The sequence below is a fragment of the Pseudomonas sp. PVC-5-1 genome, from assembly GCF_057444345.1.
Map to the genome: position 1 here is coordinate 3,162,503 of NZ_CM172024.1, position 25,130 is coordinate 3,187,632.

The window sequence follows — 25,130 nt, forward strand, 5'->3', positions numbered from 1 at the left end:
TGTTGGGCCGGTCACTTGTCTTTCGGGAACACGGTGCCGAGGTTGCGCCAGTCTTCCGCCGAGTTGCTCGCCTGGGCGTTCCAGTCCTGGTAGGTGCTCATCATGTCCGGCACCTGGGCCGGCCACCAGCAAGGGTCGGAGCAGCCATACAGGTCGGCCTCCATCGGCTGGCACAGCGAGCTCACGCCACCAAAGGCGTCCACTTCCCAGCCCGGGTCGGTGGTGGCGGTGCAGCCCGCCACTGCGCTCATGGCCATGACTTCTTCGACGCGGTCTTCGGCGGCGGCCTGCTCGAGGATGCGCGCCTTGTTGTTCAGGGGCTTCAAGTGCTTCATGTCAGTGCGCCTTCCGCGGGGTGATGTAGCGATCGATGAAGGCCGGGTTGGCGGCCATGATGCGGCTGTAGACTTCGATGCCGAAGTCGACCCAGTCGCGCATCAGTTCGCAATAGTGGTAGGTCGGGTGCTGCGGGTCGCCATAGCGGGCATAGCTTTCGTGGTAGCAGCCGCCGGAGCACAGGTTGCGGATGCGGCAGCTGTCGCAGCCGGTGTTGCTGCGGTCCAGGCGCTGCGACAGGAAGTCGTTGAGCTGCGCCTGCTTCACGCCCTGGTGCACATTGCCGAAGGTCGGCAGGCTGGAGCCGGTGAAGCGGTGGCACAGGTTCAACTCGCCCTCATGGTCCACGGCCAGCATCTTCAGCCCGGCGCCGCACGGCAGGGCCTTCTTGTGGCCTTCGTGGATGTCGGTGATCAGCTGGTGCAGGTTGGAGAAGCCGATGTTGCGGTGCTCCAGCGCAGCCTCCAGGTAACGCCGGCCCAGCGCCTTCATGTTGGCGAACACCTGCACCAGCTCTTCGCCCGTGAGGTTGAAGTTGGCCATGTCGCCGGAGGTGACCGGGGCAAAGCCGACTTCAGCGAAGCCCAGTTCGTTGAACAGGTGGTTCCAGATGGTCTCGACATCGGTGATGCCACGGGTCAGCGTGACCCGCGCGCCCACCGGGCGGCTGTGGTAGCGCGACAGCAGCATGTCGACCTTGCGCCGCACCACGTCATAGGTGCCCTGCCCGCCCACGGTGATGCGGTTGCGGTCGTGCACGGTCTTGGGGCCGTCGATGCTGATCGACAGGCCGAAGCGATGGGCATTGAGCCAGTCGACGATCTCTTCGTTGAGCAAGGTGGCATTGGTGGTCATGATGAACTCCACCTGCTTGCCCGCCTCGGCGAAGCGCCGCTCGCAGTAGGCGACCATGTGCTCGATCAGTGGCCGGTTGGACAGCGGCTCGCCACCGAAGAACACCACGCTGTAGCGCTGCTCGTCGGGCGACTCCTTGAGCAGCATCTCCACCGAAGCCTCGGCGGTGGCAGTACTCATCTTCTTGCCCGCGGACGGTTTGTCCAGGTCTTCCTTGTAGCAGTAGGTGCAGCTGAGGTTGCAGCCGGTGTTGACGTTGAGCACCACGGTGTTCAGCGCCGTGCGCTCGACCTGCTTGAGGGCGATTTCCGGGGTCAGCGGCGAGCCGTCGCTGACCAGTTCCAGCGCGATCAGCTCGCGCAGGGTGTCCTGGATATCGCTGCCGGCAAACCGCTGGCCAAGGCGCTGCATCAGCTCCTCGGCCGAGCAGCCTTGCTGGCGCAGGGTGTCGATGATGCCGCCGGTCACCGCGTCGGCGGTGAACAGCGAACTGCTGGGGATATGGAACAGCATGCGGTCGGCGTCGACCTGCACTTCATGCAGGTTGCGTTCGACCAGGTTCAGTAGCGCGCCCATGGCGACCTCCCGATAATCGATCCGTTGGAAAACCGTAAGCCCCCTGCCGTTACGGCAGCGGCGGGTTGTTCCAGCGCTGTACGGTGACGATCATGTGCCCCTCGCCAGTCTGGCCACCGTCGGCCAGGGTGGCGATGACCTTCAGGTTGCCGGCGTTGTTGGTCATCATCTTGCGCTCCGGGTTGGGGCCAGCGCCGCCTGGCACGAACACGCCATCGGCCTGCATCTTCCCGGCGAACTTCACGTCTTCGTCCTCGATCGCACGCTCGTTGAACGGCTCGACCTTCCAGCTGGCCGGCAAGTAGCCGATGCGCAGCGGCTGGCCATTGGCGTCCTTGCCCCAGGCTTCGGCCTCGAAGCGGCCCTGCACCTTGGGCACCGAGGCACCGTTTTCGCCGATGCGGGCGATGGAGAACGCCGGCACCACTTTCACTTCCTCGACTTTGTCGTACACCGCCAGGTTGACGCCCTTGAGCGCCCCTACGGCGACTTCGCGCTGGCCAGGCTTGGCATCGGCCGCGGCGCGGGCCTTCACCCGTACCAGGGTTGGGGTCTGCTCCAGTACCTCGGTCACTTCCACGCCAGCGCCCAGGTCCGGTTTGCCGGCCAGGCCGCTGCCGACCAGGGTGATCTCGCTTTCGCCACCGGCCTTGATGAATGCCGGTTGTACCGCCAGCAGGCGCGCCTTGCCCTCCTTCACTGCGGTGAAGTCCAGGCCACGCTCGTCGTGCTCGGCCTCGAACATGCGGCCCTTCATTTCGCCATCCAGCGCGGCGAACACCTGGCGCAGGTTGGCGTCGCCGACCTTGACGTTGCCACGCCACTCATAGCCGTTGTAGAGGATCGCCGACCCGCTGCCATTGAACGGCGTGCCGTCGGCATAAGCGCCCTTGACCTCGACCTTGAAGGTGTCACCCTGGTCAGGCGTGACGCTCATCACCCCGCGCACATCGCCCTTGGCCAGCATGTGGCCGCTGAATGCCCACTGGCCCGGCAGCGCATCGGCCTTGGGCCTGGCCTTCTGCCATTCGGCCCACGCCGCGCTTTCCAGCGGGTAGCGCTTGGCCAGGTCCGGCACCACTTGTTGCAGGGCGATCGGCAGCCAGTCGCGGTCACGCGCCTGGGCCTGGTATTCGAGGGACGGCCACTGGCCGAGATGGAAGTTGACCAGGTGCTCCCACTCCTTGGCCGGGCGCCGCTGCAAGGCGACACGGGCACCGGAGTGGCAACGGCCACAGGTTTCGCTGAGCTGGGTGTCGAACTGCTCGACGGTGTTCAGCCGGCGCTCCATGGCATACCGCACGCCATCGGTTTCGCTGGGCGCCAGGCCCTGCTTGTCGGCCAGGTACTTGACCAGGGTGCGGCGGTCGTCGTCGCTGATCTGCAGGCCGTGCATCACCTGCATGCGGGCGATGCTCATCAGCCAGCCTTCCGGCGTCTTGCGCTGGTGGCTGATGCGGCTGTAGGTGTCGTTGCCTTCGGGGATATGGCACCCCATGCACTTGTTCTGCAACAGGCTCGGGCCCTGCTCGGCCGCCATGGCCTGGGTGCTCAGCAGCGCGGCGGCGACCAGCGCCAGTTTGCCCGCATGCCGCCGGAGTCGAGTCGTCTTCAAGGTCAGACCTCCACGGTTGTTGTTCTTATCGTTTTCGCACGCTTTGGTACAGCAGGTGTGCATGTGACGGTTGTGATACAGGAACTGTGCCAGGTGCTGTAAAAGCGTTTTCTTTCAACCTGTTAGCCGGTTTTTCGGCCTTGGCCAGGAGCAGGTATGGCCAATTGCAGCGTGCCATTTCGCGACAGGGGTGTTTCATCCTGAGACAGGGGCCTGCTGCGCAGGCCAATCGCCGGCAAGCCAGCTCCCACAGGTACAGCACAGGTCTTCAAGGCAGTGTTTAACCTGTGGGAGCTGGCTTGCCGGCGATTGGCCCTTGATGCCACTGTTTCACCACCGTCTCACACCGTCTCAATGTGCAACAGCGCAACCTTGCAATCCCAACCTTGCAGCAGGACAAAACCCAACCCGTTCAACGGTTTGCGGCCATCTACCGACCTTGGCACGCCCATTGCGCCTATGCCTGTCACATCCAATGACAAGAGGCACCGTCCCATGCTTTCCGAACTGCCCATCCTGCCCGCTACCCGCGCCTTTCTCGAACGCAAGCTGAAGATGCGCATCGGCGCCGACTGGCAGGACGCCGCCAGCGGTCGCACCCTGTCGTTCCGCAACCCGGCCACTGGCGAGGTACTGGGTGAAGTGCCCGCCGCCGAGGCCGAAGATGTCGACCGCGCCGTGCGCGCCGCTCGCCAGGCTTTCGACGATTCGCCGTGGAGCCGCCTGCGCCCACGCGAACGGCAGAACCTGCTGTGGCGCCTGGCCGACCTGATGGAGCGCGACGCCCGCCAGCTGGCCGAACTGGAATGCCTGAACAACGGCAAGAGCGCCGCCGTTGCCCAGGTGATGGACGTGCAACTGGCCATCGACTTCCTGCGCTACATGGCCGGCTGGGCCACCAAGATCGAGGGTAGCACCGTCGAAGCCTCGATGCCGTTGATGCCCAACGACCAGTTCCATGGTTTCGTGCGGCGCGAGGCAGTGGGCGTGGTCGGCGCCATCGTCGCCTGGAACTTCCCGTTGCTGCTGGCCTGCTGGAAGCTCGGCCCGGCCCTGGCTACCGGTTGCACCGTCGTGCTCAAGCCCGCCGACGAAACACCGCTGAGCGTGCTCAAGCTGGCTGAGCTGGTGGACGAAGCCGGCTACCCGGCAGGTGTGTTCAACGTAGTCACCGGCACCGGCCTGAACGCCGGCGCCGCACTCAGCCGCCACCCCGGCGTGGACAAGCTGACCTTCACTGGCTCCACCGAGGTCGGCAAGCTGATCGGCAAGGCGGCCATGGACAACATGACCCGCGTCACCCTGGAACTCGGCGGCAAGTCGCCGACCATCGTCATGCCCGACGCCAACCTGCAGGAAGCCGCCGCCGGCGCCGCCACGGCGATCTTCTTCAACCAGGGCCAGGTGTGCTGCGCCGGGTCCCGCCTGTACGTGCACCGCAAGCACTTCGACAACGTGGTGGCCGACATCGCCGGCATCGCCAACGGCATGAAGCTGGGCAGCGGCCTGGACCCTGCGGTGCAGATGGGCCCGCTGATCTCGGCCAAGCAGCAGGACCGCGTCACCGGCTACATCGAGCTTGGCCGCGAGCTGGGCGCGACCATCGCCTGTGGTGGCGAAGGCTTCGGGCCGGGCTACTTCGTCAAGCCGACGGTGATCGTCGATGTCGACCAGCGCCACCGCCTGGTACAGGAAGAGATCTTCGGGCCGGTGCTGGTGGCGATGCCGTTCGATGACATCGACGAAGTGATCGGCATGGCCAACGACAACCCCTATGGGCTGGGTGCGAGCATCTGGTCCAACGACCTGGCCGCCGTGCACCGGATGATCCCGCGCATCAAGTCGGGGTCGGTGTGGGTCAACTGCCACAGCGCCCTCGACCCTGCCTTGCCGTTTGGCGGCTACAAGATGTCCGGCGTCGGCCGTGAGATGGGGGCGGCTGCCATCGAGCACTACACCGAGCTGAAATCGGTGTTGATCAAGCTCTGATCATTTTCCTGCACCGGCCTCTTCGCGGGCTCGCCCGCTCCCACAGGTATTGCACTCCTTTCACGACCTGAGGAAATCCTGTGGGAGCGGGCAAGCCCGCGAAGAGGCCGGTACAGGCAACCCCAAAAACAACAAAAACATGGAGCACACCATGAGGCACAAACTCGCCTGCACATTGGCCCTGCTGTTCGCCGCCCCGGTCACCCAGGCCTACGAGCTGTACAACCACGACGGCACCACCCTCAACGCCGACCTCGAAGCCCTGTTCGGCGCCTTCCACAGCGACGAAAGCTTCAACCTGGCCGGCAACCGCAAGCCTGGTAGTACCGCCTGGCAGGAAGGCTACGTCAAGTATGGCCTCAGCGGCAGCCAGGCCCTGGCCGACAGCGGCGCGCTCTACGGCGCCTTCAACCTGCTCAGCTCCGCCACCTGGGGCGACGGCGATGCCGCCGGCCTGACCCTGGGTGACGAGCGCCGCACCGCCATCGAAGACCTGTACCTGGGCTGGCGCTCGGCCAACCTGTTCCCGGCCCTGGGCGAAGACGGCGTGGACATTTCCGGCGGCCGCCAGGTGGTGACCCTGGGCGACGGCTTCCTGATCCAGGGCGACCCGGTGAACCTGGGCAAGGTCGACCTGGGCGCCAACTTTGACCGCGGTGGCGCCTACTACCTGGCCGCACGCAAGGCCTTCGACCGCACCGCCGTGCTGCGCCTGGGAGGCAAGCAAGGCTGGCGCGGCGACCTGATGTGGCTGAAGTCCGACAACCACTACCAGGCCGACACCTCGCTGGCGGTGGCCAACCTGGAGCACGTCGCCGACGCCGGCACCGTCGGCCTGAGCTGGATCCGCGGCCTCGACGTGGACCAGCGCTATGCGCAGATCATGGGCCTGGAACACCGCGACGGCATGGACACCGCCAGCCTGCGCGGGCGTGGCAACCTGGGGGTGAAAGACCTGGAGCTGGCCGTCGAGTACGTGACCCAGGACAAAACCGGCGGGCGGGAGAACGCCTGGTACCTGGAAGGCAACTGGACCTTCTCCGAACTGCCCTGGTCCCCCACCGCCACCTACCGCTACAGCCGCTTTTCCGAAGACTTCGACCCGCTGTTCTATGGCCTGAGCCGTGGCTATGGCACCTGGTTCCAGGGTGAGGTAGCGGCGAACTATGCCGGGCCGTTCAACAGCAACAGCCAGGTGCACCACGTGGCGCTGAAAGGCAAGCCACGGGACAACCTGACCGTCGGCGCGCTGTACTTCGACTTCGATACGCTGGACACCGACCAAGGCAACCTGGGCGGACGGGAGCTGGACCTGTACGTGGAATGGATGGTCAACGACCATCTGCTGATCAGCCCGCTGGTAGGGTTCTACAAACCGGAGCGCAGCGCGGCCAATGGCGGGACGCAGCTGGGCGGGCGGGATACCGGGACCTATATGCAGCTGATCGTCGGGACTTTCTTCTGATTCAAGGGCCCTATCGCCGGCAAGCCAGCTTGTGTCTTCAAGGTCTCTTAAACTCGAAAGGGTGAGAGCAGTGGATGGCAGACTGAAAGCCAGATGTGCTCTAAAGCACGAGTGGGAGCCTAGTCGCCATCCACCTCTCACTCTGACCTAAGCCCGAACAGTTGAATGAGTGGCGAACTCGTAGTCACAAGCTAGGGCTAAGTCAGAGTGCTCTCACTTCTTGAGTGTAAGAGGGCTTGGCGATGATTTCCTACTTCGTTGGTCTCGACGTTTCGAAAGCGACTCTGGATGTGGGCTTTCTTCCTGAAAGTATTCCCCAGTTCCAGGTCAGGAATGACCCAGAGGGCTTTGCGCAACTGATCGCATGCCTGAACGAGCTTGAGGTCGAACGGGTCTTGCTGGAAGCCACTGGTGGCTATGAACGAGCCGTATTCAAAGCCTTGCGACTGGAGGGTTTGAACGTCATCAGGGTCAACCCCAAGCGCTGTCGGGACTATGCGAGTGCCATGGGCAAAATTGCCAAGACTGACAAGATCGACGCCCAGATGCTGGCGCGGTTTGCCAGGGATTTCGAGGACTTGCCGCAGATAGAGCCTAATCAAGATCGGGATGAACTGGGAGAGCTCATCAAACTCCGTGGCAATCTTGTCCAGCATCGGGATGATGACAAGCGTCGGATGAAACAAACCACTTCAGTTACGGCCATTACCGTTTATACCGAGCATGTCGCTTACCTGAATGATCAGATTAAGGCTTTGGACAAGGCGATTGAGCGCGCCTCGAACGTGCTGGATCGCACGACAGCCATGCGGCTAAGGTCTGTGAAAGGGATTGGCGTCATCAGTTGTGGCACCTTCATGGCCTACCTACCTGAGCTGGGAAGCGTGACGGGGCGCGAAATTGCAGCCTTGGCTGGGTTAGCGCCGTACAACAAAGACAGCGGCAAGAAGAGTGGCCCGAGGAAGATCGAAGGCGGGCGTTACAGAGTCCGCAAGGCGGCCTACATGTCGATCTGGTCAATGATCCAGCATGTCCCAGAAGTTAGAACCCGCTATGAAGACCTGATAGCCCGAGGCAAGTGCGCAAAAGTTGCCGCAGTGGCGTGCATGCGCGTGTTGCTGGTGCGCCTGAACGCAATGCTGCGTGACGGAACGGAGTGGAAAGAGCTCAAGCCTCAGGTACCCGCAACCTGATCACGAACGAGGATCGATTTTCTACAAATGCGGGCTTCGCCAACGACACCGCTACGCGGTATCGAGCGAAGCCCTGCCCGAATGGCACGCTTGAAAATAAATTTCTAAAGACAGTTGCTCCCACAGGTACAGCACATGCCTCTGGCTCTGTGGCAACCTGTGGGAGCCGGAACGCAGCGCGGCCAATGGCGGGACGCAGCTGGGTGGGCGGGATACCGGGACCTATATGCAGCTGATCGTCGGGACTTTCTTCTGATTCAAGGGCCCTATCGCCGGCAAGCCAGCTCCCACAAGTACAGCACATGCCTCTGGCTCTGTGGCAACCTGTGGGAGCTGGCTTGCCGGCGATAGGGCCGCAAAGCGGCCCCGGCAATCTCAAGCCAAACCCTGCTCCAACAACCACCGCCGCACCATCATCTGCTGCTCCCCTGGCAGGCCTGACAACACTGCCTCGAGAGGTCGGCCGCTACGCAGCCCCCGCACCACCGGCGCCAACTCCACCCCCTGCAAATGCCACACCCCCAACGGCTGATCCGCCGTCACCACCACCTCGGCCTCATCCACCAGCCCGTCACGCAACACCGGCCGCCGCTCGACCCTCACCGCGCTCCAGTCCGCCGCCACGTGCAATGCCTGCATGTCCGGCCAACCCTGCCGCCGCGCCCAGAACGGCTGCCCCACCCGACCCTGCTCTTGCCCATAGAAATCCCGCCCGATTCGGGCAAAACGCAAAAACAGCTGTTCGATCCGCTGCTGGTGAAACTGCCGCGCCAACCCGGCCCGCTCGGGCCTGCGCAGCAAGGTATTGATCACCACCGGCGCCTGCAGCGCCGAAGACAGCGACTGGAAGATCCCGTTACCCGATAGCGGGTCAACGGCCATCGCGGCATCGCCCACGCGTATCCAGTCCTGCCCGACGCACTCACCGGCCAGAATCGCGGTACTGCTGCGCGCATGCACCTCTGCCGGCGCCAAGGCCCTGGCATCGAACAGCTCGGCCACCAGCACGCTGCCGGCTCGCCGCGCCGCACAGTAATCCGCCAATCCGGCCTTGCCCGGCAGCCCGACGGCGTCCAGGGTGACTTGCCAGTAGCAGCGGCCGTCCTCCAGGCGCGCCATCCACGCCCAGCCATCTGCCAGGCTCTCCACCGCCGACGCTGGCGCCCCGGGGGCGGCCTGCCAGACATTCAACAAGCTGACCGTCTCCGGCCCGCGCAGGCGGTCGGCGGCCAACGGGGCCTGGCGGCCTCGGGCTTCGACCAGGAAATCGGCCTGCAGTACCTGCCCGTCGTCCAGGCGAATATCGTGGCCGCCTTCGCGTACGACCTCACGCACCCGTCCCTCGACCACGCTCACACCCGCGCACTGAAGGTCATCGCGCAGCGCCCGGTCAAACATTTGCCGATCGAGCAGAAACTCCTGGTTCAGGTGCAACTGCTGGCCGTTCCAGTGCACTTGCCGAGTCGCCGGCATCGCCGCCTGGCGCAACGCCCCACCAAGGCCGGCATGGCGCAGCCCGTCCAGCACCCGCTGCGAAACCCCTTCGACCGCCGCGAACCGGCGCCACTCGGACACCACCGTCACCGCATAACCCAGCCGCCGCAGGCCAATGGCCGTGGCCGCACCCGCAGGGCCTGCCCCCAACACTACAATGCGCGGTTCAGCCATGGCCGACACCTCGTCGCTCTGGGCCGGTAAACGCCGCGTGGTGGCGCAACCAGTCATGAACCTGCTGGTGGTCCATGCCCGGCTCGTCACGCAGCAACGCAGCGATCCTGCCACTCAGGGCCCCACAGCCCAGGCTCGCGCCCGCCCTGCCGCCCGCCCCTACATAACCGCCAAAGTCCGCCTGCCGGGTACCCAGCCAGGACCACTGGCCAGGCGCACAGCGGGCGTCGCCTGTGACCCGTATCACCCCGGGGTAGCTGGCCGGATACACTGGCCCGCCCTGGGCCGGGCTGGAGGCGCACATCAGCACACCCGCAGCCAAAGCCTCGGCACAGGCCTGGTGCAGCACAGGCCGGTCCTGCTGCAGGCCAAGGCTGAGGTTGACCAGCGTAACCCCCGCCTCCACCAGCCACAGCAGCGCGGCCGCCACCTGCAAGGCACTGGTGCTGGCCTGGGCGCCGAAAACCTGGGCCAGCAGCACAGGCACCGGCCCGGCCTCCCGCTGCAAGCCGGCGAGCACCGCGCTACCGTGCCCGAGCTGGTCGGGCAGCATGTCACCTTCGCGCAACTGGCCGTCCTCCAGCCAGAAGCGGCGTGCGCCCAGCAAGGCGCTGGCCTGCTCCGGCGTGCAACCACTGTCGATCACGCCAACACGCACGTCAGTGCCCATGCTTGATCACCTCCTCGGGCAGCACCTGCAACTGGCCAGCGTGCAGCTGCAGGTGCAGGTCGGCATCGGCCAGGGTCGAAGCGCGATGGCTGATCAGGATGCGCGTGCGACCGGCGAACAACTGGTCGATGGCCGCGATCACTTCGCGCTCGGTGGCTTCGTCCACCGCCGAGGTGGCCTCGTCCAGCACCAGGATCGCCGGCGCCTGCAGCACCGCGCGGGCGATGGCTATGCGCTGTTTCTGCCCGCCGGACAACTGCTGGCCACGCTCACCCAGCAGGCCGTCCAGGCCCAGCGGCAGGCTGTCGACCAGGCTGTCCAGCCGCGCCAGGCGCACCACCCGCTCCAGTTCCTCACGGCTGGCCTCGGGCACGCCGTAGGCCAGGTTCTGTGCAAGGGTGCCGCGGAACAGCACGATATCCTGGCTGACCACCGCAATGCGCCGGCGCAGCGCAGCCAGGTCCAGTTCGCGCAGGTCGGTGCCGTCCAGCAGGATGCGCCCGGCGTCCGGGTCGTAGAAGCGCTGCAGCAGGTCGATCAGGGTCGACTTGCCCACCCCCGAGGCACCGCTGATGGCCACCTTCAGGCCACCCGGCACGCACACCTGCACGTCGTTCAGCACCGCGCCCTGGCGCCCTTCATGGGCAAAACTCACCCCCTCGAGGCGCAATTCGCCCGGCCCGTCGGGCACCGGCTGCGGGTTGGCTGCCGGGCGCACGGCCACGGCCTCCTGCTTCAGTTCCATCACCCGCCCCAGGCTCACCGCCATGCGCTGCACCGCCACGTACAGGCCCAGCAGGCTCTGCACCGGCCCTACCGCCATGCCCATGTAGGTGGAAAAGGCGATCAGCGCACCTAGTTGCCAAGTGCCCTGGATTACCCACCAACCGCCGACCAGGAACGCGCAGGCGCGGCACCAGGAGGTCAGCGTGCCGGGGATGGCCTGGGTGAAGAATTCGGTCACCTGCACCTTGAGCAGCTGGCGCATGTAGCCCTGGCCCAACTGGTCCAGGCGCCCCGCCTCGCGGCCTTGCTGGCCGGCGGCCTGGATGAACTTCATCGCTGGCAGGGTTTCGACCAGGAACGATGACACATCCGCCGAGCGTTCGCGCAGGTTGCGTACTTCGCGCTCCACCTTGCGCCGCATCCAGCGCAGCCACAGCACTTCTATCGGTACCAGCAGCGCCAGCAGCAGCGACAGTTGCCACGACAGCATCAGCATCAACACCACCGCGCCCACCAGGCCGATCACCGCCGACACCGCCGAAAACAGCGAGTCCACGGCAAAACGCTGGATTTCCGCCACATCGCCATCCAGCCGCGAAAGGATGTCGCCGATGCGCCGCCGCCCGTAGAACGTCGGCGACAGCTGCTGCAGGTGGCGGTAAAGGTCATCGCGCAGGGCAAACAGGATGCGCCCCGACAAGCGCGTGTGCAGGTAGCGATTGACCCCGGCCAGCACGGTACCCAGCAGGCCCGCGCCGATCATGATCGCGGCCATGTGCCAGAGGGTCTGGTAGTCCTTGGCCAGCAGACCCTCGTCGATCAGCGTCTTGACCAGCCAGGGTTGCGCCAGCGCCAGCAATGAGGCGCCCAGCGACAAGCCGAGCAACAGGCCGATGGCGCGTCGATGGGGGCGCACGAAACCATACAGCCAGGCCAACGCCTGGCGCATGAGCACAGGGTCGCTGGACTCCACCAGCCGGGCGAACAGGCCGCCCACGTCAGCCGCGCAACTGTTTGAGCTTGCGGTACAGCGTCGCCCGGCTGATACCCAGCGCCTCGGCCGCCGCGGACACGTTGCCCTGATGGCGCGCCAAGGCGCCACGGATCAGCTCCAGCTCGTTGTCCTTAAGGCTGCCGGAAGGCGCCGTGCCACTGGCCAGTTCGTCCAGCAGGCAGTCGGTGAGGTGGTCCAGGGTCAGCACCTGCTCGCCGTCCTCGCGCATGGCCAGCGCGGTGCGCACGACCATTTCCAGCTGGCGGATGTTGCCCGGCCAGTCGAAGCCTTCGAGCAACGCGGTCAGGGCCGGGTCCAAGGTCACGCCCCGGGCATCGGACTTGTCCAGCAGCCCCTGGATGATCGCCGCCAGGTCATCACGCTCGCGCAGTGCCGGCAGGCGCAGCGACACGCCGTTGACCCGGTAGTAAAGGTCTTCGCGGAAGTGCTGCTCCTGCACCAGGCGCTTGAGGTCGCGGTGCGTGGCACAGATCAATGCCACGTCGATCTCCTGCTCGTCGCCCGCCCCCAGCGGTGCCACGCGCCGTTCCTGCAGTACCCGCAACAAGCGCGCCTGCAGCGCTAGCGGCATGTCGCCGATTTCGTCGAGGAACAGCGTGCCGCCGTGGGCCTGCATCAGCCGGCCGACCATGCCGCCCCGGCGCGAGCCGGTGAACGCACCTTCACGGTAGCCGAACAGTTCGGACTCGATCAGCCCTTCGGGGATGGCCGCGCAGTTGACGGCCACGAACGGTTTGTCGGCACGCGGGCTGGCCTGGTGCAGGGCCCGGGCGACGACTTCCTTGCCGGTACCGGTCTCGCCCAGCAACAGCACCGGCAGACCATTGCCCAGCCCCTGGCGGGCCATGCGCAGGTTGCGCGCCAGGCGCGGGTCGCCACCGGCCAGGGCGTCGAGGGCCGGCGACTGCTTGCCCGGCGCCGGCTTGCTCACCGGCGTGCTGCCGTTGACCCGACCATGGCGCGGCAGCTGCAGGGCGCGGAAGTAGAACTCGCCCTTGGCCGTTTGCACGCTGCTCACCCCGCCCTGCCACAGGCGGGCGATGAAGGCCGGTGACCGTTCACCCAGCAGGTCGCTGCTGCGCCGGCCCAACAGCTCATGGCGCGGCACCTGCAACAGCTGGCAGGCACTGTCGTTGGCAGCCAGCACTTCACCGTCCAGGCTCAGCGCCAGCAGGCCATGCCAGGCGCTGTTGAGGTATTGCGGGCGGCTGTGGAAGGCCAGCACCAATTGCTCCGGGTGGCACAGGCCAAACATACGGCTTTCGATGTTGCCGGCCGCCAGCATCAGCGTCGACAGGCTGTCCTGTGGTTGCGCCATCACCCCTTCACGGGTGATGTCGAGCACGCCGATCACCTCGCCGCGCGGGTCGCGCAGGGGTACCGAAGTACAGGAGAACGGGCTGAGGCGGTCGAGGTAATGTTCGCCGCAGTTGATCAGCGTCGGCCGGCCTTCCACCACTGCCGTGCCGATGGCGTTGGTGCCGCGCAGTGATTCGCTCCAGCAACTGCCCGGGTGCAGGTCGCGCAGGCCCTCGCGTTGCAGCACGTGCTTCTGCCCTTCGATGGCCAGCACGTTGGCCTGGGCGTCGCCGAGGATGACGATGCCGGCCTTGCCCTGACGCGCGACCAGGTAGTCCAGTTCCGGGGTAACGGCGTCGACCAGCAGGCGGTTGCGCTCCAGCAGCATGCGCAGGTCGTGGCCCTGCTCCAGGCCCAGGCCGACCTGCTCGCCCTGCAGGCAATCCAGCCCATGGCCCAGGCTGCGGCGCCAGGAGGCATCGATCTCGTCGCGCAGCATGCCCAGTGGCAGCTCGCCTTCGCTGGCCAGCTTCAGGCGGGCCTGGCGGGATTCGTGCAGCGGGTCGTGGGCGTTTGTTATTAGTTGTCGCGCCATTTTCTACTCCGGCTGTGCCCCGCAAGGTGGCGGAGAACGGGCTTGGGAATTTTCCGCAGTGTGCGGGAGAAATCCCTGGCCGTCATCAGGCTGAGGTAGAAGGTGGCATATGGTGACGTTTACGTAAAGGGACAGGCAGGAGCACCGCCTTGCTCAAGATCTGAAAGCTTGCGCAAGCTTTGTGGGAGCGGGTTCCACGAGGTCGATCACGGCTGCCGCTTGATTTCAACAAAGCCCAGGTGCCCGCCAGACACCCGGCACCGGCCCATTCGCGGGTAAACCCGCACACAGGGACGGCGTCGCACTTGAGATCACGCGGTACTTGTGGGAGCGGGCATGCCCGCGAACACCGGCAAAGCCGGTGCCATCCACCGCGTCGCCTGCTTCGCGGGCGCGCCCGCTCCCACAGGTACTGCGCTGGCTTCGAGTTGGCGCTGAACCTGTGGGAGCGGGTTCACCCGCGAAGAGGCCCTCAAGCTCAATCACGGCTACCGCTTGATTTCAACGAAGCCCTGGCGCCCGCCAGTCACCCGACACCGCCCCATTCGCGGGTAAATCCACTTCCACAGGGACGGCGTCGCACTTGAGATCCCACAGGTACTGCGCTGGCTTAGCCACCATAAAACGTAACAACCGGGCACAAGGCCGCTCCTGCAGAAATAGCGCACAACTTGTTCTCAACTAATGGCCGCGAAGACAACTTAAAGCCAACCCAACAACCAAGAAAAAAACACCAAGTTACAAGTTTCAGAAAGTCCCTACTTATAACCCAAAACAACAACATCCTGTTTATTTAAATCCCGCCGCAGCCCGCCTACCCTGCAAGTCCGCCCTCGCCATCAACCTTACCCCAGGCCCAATCTTCACCGGGCCTACGGCTGATACCGGAGCAATTCCTAACAAGGGAAAACACGCCATGTACCGACAATCTGATCTGCGCTTCAGCTTTCAACCCTTGGCTGGCGACATTCAATTCGAGGTGATTTCATTCGAACTCGACGAAGCCATCAGCGCACCATTCCAGTTGAAGCTGGAGCTGATCAGTCATGAAGATGAAGTCGACTTCGGTCAGTTGCTCGACAAGCCGGTACTGTTCACGATCTGGCAGCACGAACGCCCACTGCGCTACGTGCACGGCGTGACAAGCAGCTTCAGCCAAGGTGAAACGGGCTTTTATCGCACCCGTTACCATGCCTTGGTCGAACCCCTCCTGGCCCGCGGCGGGTTGCGTTCGAACTGGCGAATCTTCCAGCAGAAAACCGTGCCGCAGATTCTCGAAATCATGCTCAAGCGCCAGTGCATCCTTCATTTCGAGTTGCACACTTTTGGCGACCATCAGGTGCGCGAGTTTTGCGTACAGGCCGGTGAAACAGACCTCGACTTCATCGCCCGCCTGGCGGGTGAAGAGGGTTTCATCTACCGCTTCGAGCACACGCCAAAACAACACCTGCTGGTCATCACCGACCGACTGCTGGCGCTGGGGCAGATCAGCCGAGGCGCGATCAAGACCGAAGACGACGATGAAGGGCTTCCTGAAGAGGACGACGTCGGCCCCGACCAGGTGCTGTACCGCGCCAACAGCGGTGGTGATCAGGCCAGGCCTTGCCTGCGCCGCCTGCGCTACAGCGAGCAGGTACGCACCGCACGACAGGTACAGCGGGACTACACCTTCACCAACCCGCAGTACCGGCAGGAACACCGCGCAGATGACAGTGGCATCGCCCATCAGTCCCGGGATTATGAGCGCTTCGACTACCCCGGCCGTTACAAGCGCGATGTGGTCGGCGTCCCCTTCACCGCCACGCGACTCACGGCCCTGCGCCATGACGCCCGTATTGCCGAGGTAGAGGGCGACGATGTGCGGCTGCAACCAGGCCTGAGCTTCACCCTCATCGAACACCCCCGCAAAGACCTCAACACACACTGGCGCGTGATGCGCGTGCATCACGAGGGGAGCCAATTCACCAGCCTGCAAGAAGAAGCTGCCGGAGCCGAACAGGGAACGCGCTACTCGCAGGAAGCCGTGCTGGTGCCCGGCCGGATCGAATGGCGACCTGCGCCGCTGGACAAACCGCGCATCGATGGCCCGCACATGGCCACCGTCGTCGGTCCACCCGGCGAGGAGATCTATTGTGACGAATGGGGACGGGTCAAGGTCAGCTTCCCCTGGGATCGCGAGAGCAGAAACAACGAGTTCAGCTCCTGCTGGGTGCGCGTATCACAAGGTTGGGCAGGCGGCAGCTGGGGCTCGATGGCTATCCCACGCATCGGCCAGGACGTGATCATCCAGTACGTCAACGCCGACCCCGACCAGCCGATGATCACCGGGCGCACCTACTGCGGGGATCAACTGCCGCCCTACGAGCTGCCGGAACACAAGACGCGCATGACCATCAAGAGTCAGACCCACAAGGGTAATGGCTTCAACGAACTGCGTTTCGAAGATGAACTGGGTCGGCAGGAAGTGTACGTGCATGCCGAAAGGAACATGAATACCAAGGTCAAACATGACCAGACCCTTAACGTCGGCAATGATCGCGCCACTGCGACAGGCCGCGACCAAAACACCAGCATTGCGCGTGACGAGACTATCGATACGGGACGTGATCGCCGCGATCATGTTCACCAGGACCGATTCACCAGCATCGACCGCAACGATATCCACTCCATTGGCAACACAAGCCGCATCACCATTGCCGCCGACCACAGCCTGAGTATCGGCGGCAATCAGTCGCTCGTCATCGAAGGTACACGTGCCATTGAAGCCCGTACTGCACAACGCCTGCTGACCCGGTATTACATGCTTCAGGGCACGGAACGCATCCACATCCGTGGCCCGAGCGGCAAGATCATCCTCGATACCAACGGCATCACTATCGAGGCTCCCAACATCCACTTCAAAGGCAATGTCACCTACCAGACACCTGTGCAGGCCCAGGTCGAAGCCATCGAGGCCGCCATTCGAGAAGGCTCACCGCTGATTGAAGAATGCCCCTTTGCCGGGAAGGACGACGCATGAGCCTGCACCAGCAATTAAGCGAAGGCAGCCTGTACACGGGTGTCGTCAGTGCAAGCCTGTTCGTGCTTGCCGAAGCGTCGGCCAATCCGGGCCTGCTGGGCAGGCTCGAGTTTCATTCCACCCGACACCAATGCCTATGGCACCTGGACCATCACACCGGGCTGGAGAAGCATGCGCCATTACTGTTCCAGCTGACAGCAGGCAGCGAACTGGATGCCTGGCTTGGCGGCCTGGACGGGGCCTTCGCCTGTACTGTCGCCGAGACCACTCTGCCCCTCGAAACCCTCGCGAGGCACCTGCGCCGCTTTGGCAAAGTCCAGGAAGGCCGACGTCGGTACTTCATGAGGCTTGGTGATCCTCGGTCGCTAAGCTTCTACGTCGGCTCACTGACGCACCAGCCAGACACCCTGGCCCGGCTGTTCGATCACGGACGCATACGCAGACTCTACTTTCACGATTCACGAACCGGGCTTGCACTTGGCGCACAGCCGCTGTTCGAGCAAACAGAAAGCAGCATCGAACGGGAAGGCTGCCTGGCCTGGCTGCCATTGCGCCACGAGGTCCCTGCATGAGCCTGCCGAGCCTGAATCTGGGTGCGCTGCAAGCTGCCTCGCTACGGACCACCAACCGTCGACTGTCCCGCTTCCTGCTGGGGACGTTGGACGGTTCGATTGCGCGCTTTCATACCCGTCCCGAGGATGTTCCCCTGCTGGTAGCCAATGCGGGGGCTCTGGTCAGCAACAGGGGCTACACCTGCGGCAAGGAATACAGCTTGCTGGTGCTGAGCCATTTCTTGCTGGGTCTGGGCTGGTGGAACGACCCCGCAAGCGTATCGGTGTGGTCAATCCACCAGGTTCCCGGCCTTACCCAGGATGAGCGACTCGACATGCTGACCGTGCGGGCAGTAGCCCACCGTATGCAGTGGGAGGGTCAACTTACCCTTATGCATGACGTTACACGGCAGATTTTGCGCTTGCCCGATGACGATTGCGACCGCGACCGGCAGTGGCGATCACTGGAGCAACTGATGACCCTGCGCGGCATACCGGCTGACGCGCAGCAGTCTTGTTACTGCTGCTATGAGTCGGATGCCAGCCGCCGCTATGCGCTGCCCGCCATCAATCACAAGGAGCTGAACGGGAACGAGATCCTCGCCTACCGCTATTACGGAAAACGGCTACCTCAGCCGTCCGATGACCTGTACAAGCTGCCCCCGTTGCCCCGCAGCCAAGTGCTGATGCATGTACTCCTGGCGATCGCGTTCGGTCGACACTTTTACCTCAACCCATTGTTCACCCCTTGGGTGAAGTTGCTTGAAGCCACCGACTCTCCCCGAGAGCGCTGCCGGGTGTTGGCAAGTCAATTGGCAGCCCACCAACAAGCACTCAAGGAGCCGAGTCCGCATGGTTGAAGCATCTGCTTTACAAACGCTGGGGCAAGCCGCACTCAACGGGGCGCTGCCTGTTCCACCCGACATTTGCGTACCCTGCTCCCTTCCCGGCGCGCTGTTCTCCCTCGACGGCGGCGACGGTTGCGACCAGTTGCTGGGCATCCCCTCCCAGAACGGCGTCGGCCCTGCCTGGTTTCGCAACAACCCCTGGATCCGCGACCAGGCGCGCAACCACCGCGATACCTTCCTCCAGCAAGTGCTGGAACATGCCGGCGACACGCTGGGTAATGCCTGGCTGGCTGAGTTTCATGCCTTTGCCGCCAGCGAAAAGCTGCAGTTGGTGTGCATCGACGACGAGATCCGCCTCGACGAACTGCCCCCACCCGTACTCGACCACATGGGCGAGCGCAGCCAGCACGGTTATGCCTTTGCCCTGCACAGCAATTTCTTGTTCACCGACCACAAGATCTATTTCGCCACCTTCACTCATGTGCAGTGGGCCGAAGCGCAACGGGAAGAGTACGTCGACGAGCACGGCACCCAGCGTATCAGCCCGCCCTACACCTGGCACACGCCCAGTGGCCTGTACCCGATCGAACAGGCCTGTGAACAGCTGGCCCGGCACTACGCCGAAGCCAAGGCCCGGGCTCGCTTCTGGCAAGGCGTCATTGGCGCGGGCGAATTCGCCCTCGGCGTGCTGGCATTCATACCGGTGGTGCGCGGCATCAAGGGCACCGTATCGCTCGGCCGCTATGCCTTCGTCGCCCTGGAAGCCGCGCTGGCCGCCGATGCCATGGTCGACGGCAGCAGCCGCATGATCACTGGCGAAGGCCTGAGTATCGGCGAGCAGTTCTTCACCGACCTGGCGCGCCTGGCCAATCCCGACACTGCCGAGGCACGTGGCAAGCAGGTATTCATGGCCATCAACCTGGCCCTGCTGCTGCCGGCCGCCATCGGCGGCGCCCGCTGGCTGATGCACAAGTTGCAGCCCGGCAGCATGACCACCGTACGCCTCGACAACGCCGCGCTGTCGCAAGAGGAAGTCCGGCGCCTTGGCAACCGCAGCGCCGGCGAAGTCACCGTACTGGAAACCCGCATCCAGCGACGCCCCCGTGAGGGTGAGCTGCCGGTCACCGCCCGTGAACTGCACTCGGTGGAGCGCAATGCCAGCCTGGTCGCGCTCGATGTGGCCGGCGGCAAGGCCGACTATGCCTACATGGCCACCACCCTGCGCGACCGGCTGGTGGCCATGATTCAGCACAGCATCGGGCCGGTGCGCATGGGCGGCAGCCTGACCCGGGTCGTCGCCGATGCCGGCGAAGAAGCCCTGGCGGCGGCCCTGGTCAGCCACTGGAAGGTCAAGCCGGAGAACATCCTCGGCCTGAGCACCCACCCTTCCCGGCCCAGCCAGTTCGGTTTGAAAAACAAGAGCGACCAGGGGATCGACATGCTGGTGTACGTACCACCACCGCCCTCGATGACGGTGCGTAATCCGACGACGCTGGAAATGCGGCATCACATTGATGGGCTGAAGGGGACGGCGCCGCTGGAGGAACTGACGTTCGAGGCTGGGACGTTGTTGGTGATCGAGGTGAAGACGACTCTAGGGAAAAGCAAGACGCCTGGTTTCATCAACACCCAGAAAGCAGGAGGCAAAGCCAACCTTCAGCGCATACAGGACTTGATTCGCAGAAAAAGACAAGGATGGGGAGAAGCCCTTACAAAAACTGACCCAGCCTTTATTACAAAGCACCAAGCAATAGAGGACAGCTTGGACTCGCGAAAGGTTTCATTCCTTCATGCACAAGTATTCTTTGACTCGAAAGGTCATCCTAACACCATTGTCGGCGACCGAAGCGGAATACAAATTAATCTCTGGAACCAACATGAATAGACAGACAAAAGATCGACTCAAAGTCAGCTTGAAAAAAATACACGAATGGGCGAGAGAGGACCTACTCGTAAGGTGCGACATGCTGACCTCTTACATCATGACTGGCGAAACCATCGGTATCGCTTGCAATCAGATATTCAGAGTTGGCATGAACAATATTGGAAAAGGTTTACAGCTTGCACCGCAGCACCCATACGGGCCAGCGTCATTGGATTTCGTTTCTGGCATTACACAGATGTTAATCGCTGAGGCAATCTTAATACAAAAACTTGCGGGCACTAAAGAAAGTAGCATCGGCGATTTAGATGGGACCACTCACCTAATATTGTGCGCACTAGCTACTGGCCGGTTAGAACTGATTGAGCCCTTTCACCAAGCTATTTTCACGGGTATTCATAATGGCTACGGTGTCAGCGATGGCCACAACCTGCCGATCGGTACCACCTTACGCTACGCCGCCTTCGGTCTGACCATCATCGGCGACTGGCTCGGCAAACCGCTTGACCTCGACAAGCACGCCCTGCCTCGCGACCCTGCCTGGGGTCAATTGGTCGCCCATTGGCGCGAACCTGATCCCGATAAACTGGCGCCTATTCTGGTGGCGGCCTGCGATACCCATGTCCAACGGATCGCCCTGACATCCCGAGAACTTGACTCCGGCAATTTCGAATTCGGCTCCCCCTTCGAGGCCGTCTACCCCGCCGAGATCCTGGCCATTCTCAACCTGCGCCGTTCGCTGGGCCTGCCGAACCCTTCCATCGACCACCCATTGATGAAAACACCCTACGCCAGGCTGACCTGCCCGCCTGGCATGCGCTTCGAGCCGGATGAACTGCTGATGCGCTTCCTGGCTGCCGCCTGCAAACACGATCCTGATGCCGTGCCGGCCGGCCTTTACGAAGCAATCTTGCAAAACAGCGCAAAGGATTGAGCGATGTCCCGACAAGGTGCGATTCGAAAGGGCGATCCCCACAGCGGGGGTGGTCGGATGGGGGAAGGAAGCGGAGTTCTTGTCAACGGGCGGCAGCAATGCGTCCTCGGAGATCGTGCGCCATGCGCGCTTCATGGAGGGACATTTGCGTTGGTCTCTGGCGGTGACGGTAGTGTCTTGTTCAACGGTATTTCGTTGGTGTTCGAGCCGGCAGAGCTTGCTTGTGGGTGCAAGGTTTCATCTACCTGTTCGGGACCTTATGCCAAAGAGGGCTGAACGACCTGAAGATCGTTGGTTTCATGCATCGACCTCATCGCGGGCTTGCACGATTTGAACAGCGCACGCGTGGTCTGTTTCGCGGGGGCGCCCGCTCCCACAGGTACTGTGCTGGCTTCGAGTTGGCGCTGAACCTGTGGGAGCGGGTTCACCCGCGAAGAGGCCATCGAGGTCAATCACGGCTGCCGCTTGAGTCAAACAAAGCCCAAACGCTCGTCAGACACCCGGTACCGTCTTCCGCCCAACCAGCTGCTGCCTCTCCACCCCATCCAGCAACGCCTCCACCACCGCCTTGGCCGAATCCAGCCCATGGTCGTTGCTCAACAACAGATCACGACAGGTCCCCTTGGCCAGCTCCAGTGCCTTGAGATTGGTCGCAAACGCGCCTTTGAGCAGCGTGGACAGATGCACCAGCGCATCTTCGTAGTCCACCCCCGAACGCACGGCAAACAACGGTGGATGGCTGCATTCGCACGTGGAGAAACTGGAGGACGCCGTGGTGGCGCGTACGGGAGGATCGGGTAAGCCTTTTGTCATTATGTCGCTCCTTGATTCACTGGAGCCGCCACACAACGTGACCAAACGAATGGGTGGCGACTGTACGCGGGTTGGTCAACCGGGAATCAAGGAAACCGGCGCGCACGGAGGCGCCCCACGCACAGCCGCCATAAAATGAAACAGCCAGGCACAAAAAAGCGCCAACTGTATCGCATAGCGGGCGCTTGTGCGCCTTGATGATTGCGGGTGACCAAACCCGACTGCTGGACTTACAGCAGCGGGCAAAGACTACCGGTGTCGGGGAAGCGTTTCAAGCGAAGGGAATGTGCAGAAACACTTCCGTTGCCGCCTCCACAGGGACGGCGTCGCGCTTGAGATCACGCGATACCTGTGGGAGCGGGCATGCCCGCGAACACCGGCAAAGCCGGTGCCATCCACCGCGTCGTCTGCTTCGCGGGCGCGCCCGCTCCCACAGGGACGGCGCGGGCTTCGAGTTGACGCTGTACCTGTGGGAGCGGGTTCACCCGCGAAGAGGCCCTCGTAGCCAATCACGGCTGCTGATTCTGGCTCAGGTACTTGTCCACCGTAGCCTGCCCTTCCCCCGCATCCCCCGCCACCTGCCACAGCCGCCGTTCGATCCCCTGCGCCAGCAAGTGCCCCACCGCCGCCTCGATCGCCGACAGCACGCACAGCTGCGCCGGTTCGTTGGTGGTGTACCCCACCTCAGCCTCGAGCAGCTTCTTGAACTCGATGAACTTGAACACTCCCGCACTGCGCCCAACCGAATAGATGGTCTTGCTGGTCATCACATTGGCCAGCACCTGCCCGGTGCGCACGTCCACCGCGCGCAGGTTCACGGTCACCTGGTCGACGCGGTACTCGCGGGAGATGTCTATCCCTAAGTAGCGGGCACCTTCGCCGCCGCTGCGCACGTTGGTGTCGTAGGCGATGATCCCGCCCTCCAGCATCAGGTTGGCGGCCTGAAGCGGTGGCAGCTCGCCCATGATGTTTTCCGGCACGTCGGGCTTTTTCTGCGAAGCACGGATGATCTTGCGCTCGGTCAGCAGGTTCTGCAGGCCTTCACGCTCCAACACCACGAACCAGCCGCTGGCGTTCAGGGCGTCCATCAGCATGCTTGCCGCGCCTTGGGTGACGCTGGTGGAGAACGAGCTGGCCGGGGTCGGCTTGTACTGCCCGGTCTGGTCGCGGAAACCGTACACCACCGCCATCAACCGGCCCTTGGGCCGTGGCATGTTGATCAGGTCGTAGTAGGTCGAGGCACGGGGGGTCAGGGTCGGGGTTTCCGAATCCTGTTCGGCGGGCATCGGTTCGCGCAGGCCACAACCATGCAGACCCAGGGCAGTGAGGATCAGCAGCGTGCTCAGCAGACGTTTCATGGTGTTCTCTCCCCAAACAAATAGCCTTGCCCCCTCAAGGGTTCAGGCCGCTGACCTCAATGATCGAAATTTCTCCTGTGGCGCGATCGGTGACCTTGATGCTCAGGGCCCCGGAATCGTCGATGACGTCGATGAGAAACGCATCGGTCGCCATGCTGCCGGTGTTGCCGTTACTGATGTTGTCCAGCAACTGCGACAACATCCGCGACTCCAGCTGGTTGCTGAAGCGCTCCAGGGCCGTGGTGCCGGCAAAGGCCGAGGAGCGGTCCTTGAGGTCGGGGTCGTCGTAGTCGTTCTGCGCCTGCGCGTTGTTCAGCAACCAGGTGCCATTGAGCGGGTTGCCGCCAAAGGCCGGGTTGACCGGGGTGTACACCAGCTCGGTGGCCTGGGCGGCACACGCGCTGGCCAACAGGCAGGCGGCGATGCAACGGGGTATGTGGTGCTTCATAGCTCGTCCCTCTCCAGATCGGTGGTGTCCTGCAGCAGGCGTTGCAACTTGCGTTGGATGATTTGCTGCTTGACCAGGTCGGCTGCTGCAACGGCCTCGTCCTTGAGCTCGGTGGTGTTCGGCGGCAGGAAGCGGCGGTACACCACCTCACGCTCGAACTCCACGGTGACCAGGCTGCCCCAGCGGGCATCCGGGCGTTCGCGCACCACCAGGTTGAAATCCAGCCGGCTGGTGGCGCGCAGGCGGTCGGCGAAGTAGTAGTAAAAGTCGTGGCCGATGTGCGAGATGGTGTTGTCGACGATGAAGCCTTGCATCTCGTCCTCGTCCCCGGCCCTGGCCGAGGTGGCCAGCACTGCCACCAGCAGCAGACCCAGGCACAACGCGGCCAGGCGGCTCATGGCGTGTCTCCCGGGCCGGCATGGGTCTGCACGCCACCGGCACTTTCGGTAAAGGCCTGTTCGGCGACGAACTGCCAGTCGCTGTAATGTTCCAGCCCGTCGAAACCGCTCCATTCGGCGCTGAAGCCACTGCGCTTGAACGGGGTGGCGTCCGAGCGGCTGTGCACGCCGGTGATCCGGCCATCGATCGAGCGCAGCAGGCCCCAATCGTCACTGTTGGTGATGGGGTCGGGGTACAGCCGGCGAATGTGCCGCCTGGCCTGCGGGAAGCGGTTGTCCTGCAGCAGGTCGGCCAGTTCCTGCGGGTACTGGGCCAGCCCCGGCGAGGCGCGGTAGTAGCTGCGCAGGGCCTGGGCATACTGGCTGCCTACCCACAACAGCTGGCGTTCGCGGTCACGCTGGGCAGCACTGGCCCAGAGCGTGCCGGTGGCGGCCAGGGCCACGCTGCTGACCGCAATCAGCAGCAGTACGCCCAGGTAGGTGAAGCCGGCGTCGGCCTTACCATTCCGCGAACAGGCTGCCATCACGCGCCCTCCCTGTGGCACCGCTCTTGATATCGGCCACGCCGCCGGCCACGCCTTCGGGCGGTGGCACCAGCTGCCAGGCATCGCTGCGTTCGGTGATCGGGTCTATCGGGGTGTTGCGTAGGTAACGCTGTTCCACCAATTGCTCCAGCGAGTCCGGGTAGTGGCCGGTGTCGCCGTAGTAGTGGTCCAGCGCCTCGCGCAGCACCGCCAGGCTCTGGCGCAGGGTGGCTTCGCGGGAGCTTTCCAGGCTGTTGAAGTAGCGCGGCATGGCAATGGTCATCAGCGTGGCGATGATCGCCAGCACCACCAGCAGTTCGATCAGGGTGAAGCCTTTGCTGCGTTTCATGGCT

General features: G+C 63.6%; 22 protein-coding genes. 9 read left to right on the plus strand and 13 right to left on the minus strand.

All coding sequences use genetic code 11. The features are described from left to right. Positions 1-11: 11 nt before the first annotated feature. Genes qhpC through peaA form a run of 3 tightly spaced genes read right to left on the minus strand, consistent with a single transcriptional unit; the run spans position 12 to position 3,382 of the window. On the minus strand, positions 12-335 hold the full coding sequence (gene qhpC / locus AC2T3R_RS14335) for a quinohemoprotein amine dehydrogenase subunit gamma (protein ID WP_004375838.1): 324 nt from the start codon (positions 333-335) through the stop codon (positions 12-14). A 1-nt stretch (position 336) separates the two neighbouring features. Then, positions 337-1,767, minus strand: coding sequence for a quinohemoprotein amine dehydrogenase maturation protein (peaB, locus tag AC2T3R_RS14340; protein ID WP_015270568.1), 1,431 nt, complete (start codon positions 1,765-1,767; stop codon positions 337-339). Positions 1,768-1,816: 49 nt separating this feature from the next. After that, entirely contained in the window at positions 1,817-3,382 is a 1,566-nt protein-coding gene (peaA, locus tag AC2T3R_RS14345) for a quinohemoprotein amine dehydrogenase subunit alpha (RefSeq protein ID WP_486743819.1), read from the minus strand. Positions 3,383-3,877: 495 nt separating this feature from the next. Here peaA and AC2T3R_RS14350 point away from each other — a divergent pair, with 495 nt between their 5' ends. The 3 genes from AC2T3R_RS14350 to AC2T3R_RS14360 all read left to right on the plus strand — a co-directional run bounded on the left by AC2T3R_RS14350 (position 3,878) and on the right by AC2T3R_RS14360 (position 8,029). Next, a complete protein-coding gene (locus tag AC2T3R_RS14350; RefSeq protein WP_046614337.1) occupies positions 3,878-5,371 on the plus strand; it encodes an aldehyde dehydrogenase family protein in 1,494 nt (497 codons plus the stop codon). A 151-nt stretch (positions 5,372-5,522) separates the two neighbouring features. Beyond that, positions 5,523-6,836, plus strand: a complete 1,314-nt coding sequence (locus AC2T3R_RS14355; RefSeq protein WP_486743820.1) for an alginate export family protein — start codon at positions 5,523-5,525, stop codon at positions 6,834-6,836. A gap of 242 nt (positions 6,837-7,078) precedes the next feature. Beyond that, a complete protein-coding gene (locus tag AC2T3R_RS14360; RefSeq protein WP_486743821.1) occupies positions 7,079-8,029 on the plus strand; it encodes an IS110 family transposase in 951 nt (316 codons plus the stop codon). A gap of 375 nt (positions 8,030-8,404) precedes the next feature. Here AC2T3R_RS14360 and qhpG read toward each other — a convergent pair whose 3' ends face one another. The 4 genes from qhpG to AC2T3R_RS14380 are packed head-to-tail and all read right to left on the minus strand — an operon-like array spanning position 8,405 to position 14,002. Beyond that, positions 8,405-9,697: a flavin-dependent monooxygenase QhpG gene (gene qhpG, locus AC2T3R_RS14365; RefSeq protein ID WP_486743822.1), complete on the minus strand. Its 1,293-nt coding sequence runs from the start codon at positions 9,695-9,697 to the stop codon at positions 8,405-8,407. Continuing rightward, positions 9,690-10,367: a subtilisin-like serine protease QhpE gene (gene qhpE, locus AC2T3R_RS14370; RefSeq protein ID WP_486743823.1), complete on the minus strand. Its 678-nt coding sequence runs from the start codon at positions 10,365-10,367 to the stop codon at positions 9,690-9,692. The genes qhpG and qhpE overlap by 8 nt, the downstream gene beginning before the upstream one ends. After that, complete coding sequence (locus AC2T3R_RS14375; protein ID WP_085665547.1) at positions 10,357-12,090, minus strand: ABC transporter ATP-binding protein; 1,734 nt, start codon at positions 12,088-12,090, stop codon at positions 10,357-10,359. Before AC2T3R_RS14375 ends, qhpE begins: the two co-directional genes overlap by 11 nt. Position 12,091: 1 nt before the next feature. Then, positions 12,092-14,002 (minus strand): sigma-54-dependent Fis family transcriptional regulator, encoded by a 1,911-nt coding sequence (locus AC2T3R_RS14380; RefSeq protein ID WP_322264093.1) that lies wholly within the window; start codon positions 14,000-14,002, stop codon positions 12,092-12,094. 916 nt (positions 14,003-14,918) lie between these two features. On the opposite strand from AC2T3R_RS14380, the gene AC2T3R_RS14385 reads away from it, so the two are divergent. The 6 genes from AC2T3R_RS14385 to AC2T3R_RS14410 all read left to right on the plus strand — a co-directional run bounded on the left by AC2T3R_RS14385 (position 14,919) and on the right by AC2T3R_RS14410 (position 21,512). Continuing rightward, a complete protein-coding gene (locus tag AC2T3R_RS14385; protein WP_486743824.1) occupies positions 14,919-17,021 on the plus strand; it encodes a type VI secretion system Vgr family protein in 2,103 nt (700 codons plus the stop codon). After that, a complete protein-coding gene (locus AC2T3R_RS14390) occupies positions 17,018-17,593 on the plus strand; it encodes a DUF4123 domain-containing protein (protein WP_486743825.1) in 576 nt (191 codons plus the stop codon). The genes AC2T3R_RS14385 and AC2T3R_RS14390 overlap by 4 nt, the downstream gene beginning before the upstream one ends. Beyond that, a complete protein-coding gene (locus AC2T3R_RS14395; RefSeq protein ID WP_486743826.1) occupies positions 17,590-18,432 on the plus strand; it encodes a hypothetical protein in 843 nt (280 codons plus the stop codon). Before AC2T3R_RS14390 ends, AC2T3R_RS14395 begins: the two co-directional genes overlap by 4 nt. Beyond that, entirely contained in the window at positions 18,425-20,305 is a 1,881-nt protein-coding gene (locus tag AC2T3R_RS14400; RefSeq protein WP_486743827.1) for a hypothetical protein, read from the plus strand. Before AC2T3R_RS14395 ends, AC2T3R_RS14400 begins: the two co-directional genes overlap by 8 nt. Positions 20,306-20,384: 79 nt before the next feature. Continuing rightward, on the plus strand, positions 20,385-21,236 hold the full coding sequence (locus AC2T3R_RS14405) for a hypothetical protein (protein ID WP_486743828.1): 852 nt from the start codon (positions 20,385-20,387) through the stop codon (positions 21,234-21,236). A gap of 3 nt (positions 21,237-21,239) precedes the next feature. Further along, entirely contained in the window at positions 21,240-21,512 is a 273-nt protein-coding gene (locus AC2T3R_RS14410) for a PAAR domain-containing protein (protein WP_080604882.1), read from the plus strand. Positions 21,513-21,728: 216 nt separating this feature from the next. Here the strand turns inward: AC2T3R_RS14410 and AC2T3R_RS14415 are convergent, their stop codons facing one another. The 6 genes from AC2T3R_RS14415 to AC2T3R_RS14440 all read right to left on the minus strand — a co-directional run bounded on the left by AC2T3R_RS14415 (position 21,729) and on the right by AC2T3R_RS14440 (position 25,126). Continuing rightward, positions 21,729-21,965 (minus strand): hypothetical protein, encoded by a 237-nt coding sequence (locus AC2T3R_RS14415; protein ID WP_015270586.1) that lies wholly within the window; start codon positions 21,963-21,965, stop codon positions 21,729-21,731. A gap of 593 nt (positions 21,966-22,558) precedes the next feature. Next, positions 22,559-23,407, minus strand: a complete 849-nt coding sequence (locus AC2T3R_RS14420) for a CsgG/HfaB family protein (RefSeq protein ID WP_015270587.1) — start codon at positions 23,405-23,407, stop codon at positions 22,559-22,561. 34 nt (positions 23,408-23,441) lie between these two features. After that, positions 23,442-23,855 carry a curli assembly protein CsgF gene (locus AC2T3R_RS14425; RefSeq protein WP_013972854.1) on the minus strand — a complete coding sequence of 138 codons (414 nt, stop codon included), beginning with the start codon at positions 23,853-23,855 and terminating at the stop codon, positions 23,442-23,444. Next, the gene (gene csgE / locus AC2T3R_RS14430; protein ID WP_013972855.1) at positions 23,852-24,253 is read right to left on the minus strand and encodes a curli production assembly/transport protein CsgE; all 402 of its coding nucleotides are present in this window, start codon (positions 24,251-24,253) and stop codon (positions 23,852-23,854) included. The genes AC2T3R_RS14425 and csgE overlap by 4 nt, the downstream gene beginning before the upstream one ends. Then, the gene (locus AC2T3R_RS14435) at positions 24,250-24,777 is read right to left on the minus strand and encodes a type II secretion system protein (protein ID WP_013972856.1); all 528 of its coding nucleotides are present in this window, start codon (positions 24,775-24,777) and stop codon (positions 24,250-24,252) included. Before AC2T3R_RS14435 ends, csgE begins: the two co-directional genes overlap by 4 nt. Beyond that, positions 24,752-25,126: a type II secretion system protein gene (locus tag AC2T3R_RS14440; protein ID WP_024087221.1), complete on the minus strand. Its 375-nt coding sequence runs from the start codon at positions 25,124-25,126 to the stop codon at positions 24,752-24,754. The genes AC2T3R_RS14435 and AC2T3R_RS14440 overlap by 26 nt, the downstream gene beginning before the upstream one ends. Between the last annotated feature and the right edge of the window lie 4 nt (positions 25,127-25,130).

Bases quoted from the DNA above. Each gene is read 5' to 3' on its own strand.
- qhpC (WP_004375838.1), bottom strand. From the start codon at position 335: ATGAAGCACTTGAAGCCCCTGAACAACAAGGCGCGCATCCTCGAGCAG.
- peaB (WP_015270568.1), bottom strand. From the start codon at position 1,767: ATGGGCGCGCTACTGAACCTGGTCGAACGCAACCTGCATGAAGTGCAG.
- AC2T3R_RS14350 (WP_046614337.1), top strand. From the start codon at position 3,878: ATGCTTTCCGAACTGCCCATCCTGCCCGCTACCCGCGCCTTTCTCGAA.
- AC2T3R_RS14355 (WP_486743820.1), top strand. From the start codon at position 5,523: ATGAGGCACAAACTCGCCTGCACATTGGCCCTGCTGTTCGCCGCCCCG.
- AC2T3R_RS14360 (WP_486743821.1), top strand. From the start codon at position 7,079: ATGATTTCCTACTTCGTTGGTCTCGACGTTTCGAAAGCGACTCTGGAT.
- qhpG (WP_486743822.1), bottom strand. From the start codon at position 9,697: ATGGCTGAACCGCGCATTGTAGTGTTGGGGGCAGGCCCTGCGGGTGCG.
- qhpE (WP_486743823.1), bottom strand. From the start codon at position 10,367: ATGGGCACTGACGTGCGTGTTGGCGTGATCGACAGTGGTTGCACGCCG.
- AC2T3R_RS14380 (WP_322264093.1), bottom strand. From the start codon at position 14,002: ATGGCGCGACAACTAATAACAAACGCCCACGACCCGCTGCACGAATCC.
- AC2T3R_RS14385 (WP_486743824.1), top strand. From the start codon at position 14,919: ATGTACCGACAATCTGATCTGCGCTTCAGCTTTCAACCCTTGGCTGGC.
- AC2T3R_RS14390 (WP_486743825.1), top strand. From the start codon at position 17,018: ATGAGCCTGCACCAGCAATTAAGCGAAGGCAGCCTGTACACGGGTGTC.
- AC2T3R_RS14395 (WP_486743826.1), top strand. From the start codon at position 17,590: ATGAGCCTGCCGAGCCTGAATCTGGGTGCGCTGCAAGCTGCCTCGCTA.
- AC2T3R_RS14400 (WP_486743827.1), top strand. From the start codon at position 18,425: ATGGTTGAAGCATCTGCTTTACAAACGCTGGGGCAAGCCGCACTCAAC.
- AC2T3R_RS14405 (WP_486743828.1), top strand. From the start codon at position 20,385: ATGCTGACCTCTTACATCATGACTGGCGAAACCATCGGTATCGCTTGC.
- AC2T3R_RS14410 (WP_080604882.1), top strand. From the start codon at position 21,240: ATGTCCCGACAAGGTGCGATTCGAAAGGGCGATCCCCACAGCGGGGGT.
- AC2T3R_RS14420 (WP_015270587.1), bottom strand. From the start codon at position 23,407: ATGAAACGTCTGCTGAGCACGCTGCTGATCCTCACTGCCCTGGGTCTG.
- AC2T3R_RS14425 (WP_013972854.1), bottom strand. From the start codon at position 23,855: ATGAAGCACCACATACCCCGTTGCATCGCCGCCTGCCTGTTGGCCAGC.
- csgE (WP_013972855.1), bottom strand. From the start codon at position 24,253: ATGAGCCGCCTGGCCGCGTTGTGCCTGGGTCTGCTGCTGGTGGCAGTG.
- AC2T3R_RS14435 (WP_013972856.1), bottom strand. From the start codon at position 24,777: ATGGCAGCCTGTTCGCGGAATGGTAAGGCCGACGCCGGCTTCACCTAC.
- AC2T3R_RS14440 (WP_024087221.1), bottom strand. From the start codon at position 25,126: ATGAAACGCAGCAAAGGCTTCACCCTGATCGAACTGCTGGTGGTGCTG.